Source organism: Campylobacter sp. LMG 17559 (assembly GCF_024723605.1).
Taxonomy (GTDB): domain Bacteria; phylum Campylobacterota; class Campylobacteria; order Campylobacterales; family Campylobacteraceae; genus Campylobacter_D.
Genome location: NZ_JANQCZ010000045.1, coordinates 1 through 887 on the forward strand (window position 1 = coordinate 1; position 887 = coordinate 887).

Below are 887 nucleotides of genomic sequence, written 5' to 3' on the forward strand. Positions count from 1 at the left end.
TTGTCTTATGAAAAAACAGAGAAAATTAAGAGGAGTTAATAAATGCTAGAATTCTTTATTAATCTTTTAATATTTATTCTTATATTTTTCTTTTTTGTTTTTATATTTTCTATTATTTTATATTTTATCTTTAAAATTTTTTATAAATTAAAAAATAAAACAAAAACTATAAATTTTAAAACAATATTTAAAAAATTTACTTTGTTTCTTTTACCTGCATATCTTTTATTATTCTTAGTAGGAGGATGTTCTTATAAATATATGGATCCGCAGTATTATGAGTTTAGGAGCTTGTGTAAAGATATAGATAATAAAGTAATAATTTACAATAAAGCTTATTGGGAATTGTATAGCGATTTTACAAAAAAAAAGCCTTCTATAGAAAAACGAGTTAAGGATGATGGTTATGAATATTTTTATTATGAAAAACTTAATGAAACATTTACTTATTATGATATAAAAGATACGATAAAATCCGAGAAACGAAATGGCAATATTATAACCATAGTATATGATAAAAAATATAAAAAAATGCCCAAGCCTTTTGCTACATATATAAGATATAAATATGAAAATGATGGTGTATTCTTAAGAGGCGATGAGGGCTCTGGATTATATTTTAGATATGAAGAAGTATTCACTTGTAGCTATTTTGATAATTTTAAGTAAGGATATAAATGAGCAAAAACATTAAAACACAAGAAGCTAAATTAGACTTAATCACTAAATTTTTAGACTATGCTAATTGTGCAGATGCTAGTTATGCTTTATTAGATCCAGTTTTTACAGGTGTTATTATTGATAATCAAGGAAAGGAATTAGAAAAAGATTTAGATACCCAAAGACTAGGTGATAAACATAATAATCAAAATTCTACCTATGCAAGA

The 887-nt window shown here is 23.2% G+C and carries 1 protein-coding gene and 1 pseudogene; both read left to right on the plus strand.

Annotated elements, in window-relative coordinates:
• Window positions 1–201 precede the first annotated feature (201 nt).
• The gene (locus CAMP5082_RS08225) at window positions 202–669 is read left to right on the plus strand and encodes a hypothetical protein (protein ID WP_223207564.1); all 468 of its coding nucleotides are present in this window, start codon (window positions 202–204) and stop codon (window positions 667–669) included.
• An 8-nt stretch (window positions 670–677) separates the two neighbouring features.
• Window positions 678–887: pseudogene (locus tag CAMP5082_RS08230) on the plus strand (methyltransferase); the annotation flags it as partial.